The sequence below is a fragment of the Streptomyces sp. NPDC045956 genome, assembly GCF_056430705.1.
On record NZ_JBWKKZ010000018.1, the window covers coordinates 1 to 2707 of the forward strand.

4 protein-coding genes and 1 pseudogene are annotated in these 2707 nt (G+C 70.4%); 1 reads left to right on the forward strand and 4 read right to left on the reverse strand.

What is annotated here, in order from left to right:
• From AC07FV_RS33460 to AC07FV_RS33475, 4 genes and pseudogenes are all read right to left on the reverse strand, one after another.
• Nucleotides 1–234 (reverse strand): annotated as a pseudogene (locus tag AC07FV_RS33460) (PE-PGRS family protein); the annotation flags it as partial.
• 89 nt (nucleotides 235–323) lie between these two features.
• Entirely contained in the window at nucleotides 324–977 is a 654-nt protein-coding gene (locus tag AC07FV_RS33465) for a hypothetical protein (protein ID WP_479091417.1), read from the reverse strand.
• Nucleotides 974–1825 (reverse strand): hypothetical protein, encoded by an 852-nt coding sequence (locus AC07FV_RS33470; RefSeq protein ID WP_479091419.1) that lies wholly within the window; start codon nucleotides 1823–1825, stop codon nucleotides 974–976. The genes AC07FV_RS33465 and AC07FV_RS33470 overlap by 4 nt, the downstream gene beginning before the upstream one ends.
• A 15-nt stretch (nucleotides 1826–1840) precedes the next feature.
• Nucleotides 1841–2101: a WXG100 family type VII secretion target gene (locus AC07FV_RS33475; protein ID WP_479091421.1), complete on the reverse strand. Its 261-nt coding sequence runs from the start codon at nucleotides 2099–2101 to the stop codon at nucleotides 1841–1843.
• A 219-nt stretch (nucleotides 2102–2320) separates the two neighbouring features.
• Here AC07FV_RS33475 and AC07FV_RS33480 point away from each other — a divergent pair, with 219 nt between their 5' ends.
• Complete coding sequence (locus tag AC07FV_RS33480; RefSeq protein ID WP_366768461.1) at nucleotides 2321–2581, forward strand: WXG100 family type VII secretion target; 261 nt, start codon at nucleotides 2321–2323, stop codon at nucleotides 2579–2581.
• Nucleotides 2582–2707: the final 126 nt, after the last annotated feature.

The window sequence follows — 2707 nt, forward strand, 5'->3', positions numbered from 1 at the left end:
ACCCGCCGTCGGATCACCGTTCTCCAGCCGCAGGAGCACCGCACGCTTGCGCAGGTCCCTGGCCCCGTCGGCCGACCACGCCCGCAACGGCTTCAGGGCCGCCAGCTGCCCGCTCACCCCCAGCCGGGACGCCCGCGTGAAAGCCTCGTCAAGACGCTCCGCCGTCCCACCACGCCCGTCCAGCAGCTTCGCCAGATGCTCCAGATCCTCGGGGTCCGCCCCTCGGAACGCCATCCCTCTCCCCCGTCACTACTCGGTTCGGTCGTCTCCGCCTGCTCGGACCAGGTGGTCGTGGACACCGTTGAGCCGGATCGAGCATGCCGTCAGCTCAAACGCGGCCGTCCCTCGTCGTGCCGTCGGCGCCGCCGCAGTCTGCCCAGTACGGCGCAGGTCTCCAGGGCGGTGAGGAGGCCCGCGAGTGTCCACAGGAGGTAGGGGGCGACTCCGTCGGCCTTGCCGGCGAGGCGTGGGGCGAGGTGGCCCTCCGGGTCGTCGACGAGGGTGACGTGGGTGCCCGGGGCGAGGTCGCGTGCGCAGCCGCCGGTGTCGCCGACCTCGACGGTGCGTGCGCGGTCGGTGTCGGTGAGGGCGATGGTGCAGACGGGCCGCCTCTCCCCGCCCTTCCCCCGGTATGTGCTGACTTCCGTGATCACGGCGTCGTCGTGCCGTACTCCGCGCTCCTGCATCGCGTGGTCACCGAGTGCGGGGCCCACGAAAAGGAGAAAGGCGAAGCCGAACACGGCGACGCCGGCGCCCGCCTTCGCGCCGCACAGGATCCAGGCCACGGCGAGCACCAGCAGGGCCACCACCACACCGAGCAGCGTCGCGAGCAGGCCGGCGTCCTGTCCGAGCCAGCCGCAGCCGGCCAGCGCCGGCGGGGTGCCCAGAGTGACCCAGAGTGTCGCCGGCCACCAGCGTCGTCCGGGCCCGCGGGCGGGAGGCACCGCCCCGGCGGGGGCCGTGTGGGCGGTGGTCACGCGGTGCTGCCGCCGCCGACCAGTTCCTCCCGGTCGGGGATCAGGGCGGTGATCTTCCGCCAGACCTCCGCCGCGTGGGAGCGCACCAGGACCAGCGGGCTCTCGGGGCCGACCTGCCCGGGCAGGATCGGCTCCTCCGGCTGTTCGCGGATCCAGTGGCCGAGAGGGCCGCAGTCCCAGACGGCCAGGGCGCGGACCATGGCGGCGCGTTCGCCTTCGTGCTCGCCGTCCCAGCTCGTGGTGATGCGCCAGGTCGCGTTCAGGGAGACGATCAGGTCGCGCAGGGTGGTGAGTGCCTGGTCCCGCTCCGCGAGCGCGGGGTCCGCCTCGACGAGTGCCGTGCGGACGAGGTCGCGGGTGGCGTCGTCGTCGGGGCCCGGTTCCTCCAGGGCGACGAAGGCGGCGTCCAGGGCGGCCATCGTCGTACCGACACGGACCTCGGGGGCGCCCTCCTCGGGCCGCTCACCGCGGTGCAGGTTGACCTTGCGGGCCAGCTCCCAGACGAGGGTGTTCGGCTCGATGGAGACGTACTCCGACTCCTCCTCGCCCGGCCAGCCGTCGTGGGCGATCACGGCGTCCTCACCGACCACCACCCCGTGGTTCAACGGCCCGTGGGCGCCGGTGATCTCCACCTGGATCATCATGACCGGGTCGGCGAGAGTGCGGAGCAGGTCGCCGAGGAGCGGGGCCAGTTCGCCCTCCTCGCCCACCAGACCGATGCGTTGCAGCTCGGTGAGCGACTGCGTCAGCTCCTCCGGCGGTGTCTTACCGTCCACGAGGTGGGCGAAGACCGCGATGTGGCGGTCGGCGAGCCGGAAGCGGGCACGAGAGCTGTCAAAGGAGGGCACTGGTCTCTTCGCCTCTTACTTCTTCTTGTCCTGCAAGTCCTTGGCGTCCTGGGAGCATTTCTGCGCCTCGTCGCGCAAGGCCTTCGCGACCGTGCCGCACTTCGTCTTCCAGGTCCTCAGCGCGCCTCGCACGTCGTCCGCGTTCGGACCCGACCAGGTCTTCATGCCGGTGGTGCTGTGATTCTTCGCGGTGTCGACGAGTTCGTCTATGTGGTCGGCCAGTGACCTCAACTGGCCCGCACGCTGATTGAGTTCCTGTATGTCAGGATTTGCCATAGCAGCTCTCCCCCGCTGTCTCCGGAACTCCAGGATACTGTCGCACCCCCCGCCTCACAGCAGGAGCCTGACCAGCCCCGCCACACGCCGTGCACACCGGTCGTTCACCGGAAGATCCCATTCGCAACAGCGGTGGACGGGAACTGCAGGTGGTGTTGTAGCGTCCACTGTTGCGAACGGACAGTCCGCTTGCCTTTGATGACACGGGGAGGAACGCCCATGGATCGCGGTGCAGATCTCACGAGGCTCCGGGAACTGTCGAAGCTGTACGCCCGCAAGGCCCACGACCTGCAGCTCCTGATCAAGGACCTGCAGTCGGCCACGGCGGACAGCTCCGGCTACTGGAAGGGTCCGAAGGCCGACCGGTTCCGGGACGACTGGCGCGATGTGAAGCCGACCTTCGACAAGTGGGTCGACACGCTGAACGACGCCAGCAAGTCCGCGAACACCAGCGCCGACAACATCGAGCGCGCCACCTGATCGCAGGCGTGTCCAGCGCAGCGGGGTGACCGGCCGGGGGGGGGGGGGGGGGGGGGGGGGGGGGGGGGGGGGGGGAGGTAGTAGGAACAACAGAACAGACCCCGCGACCACGCTACCCCCACCCCC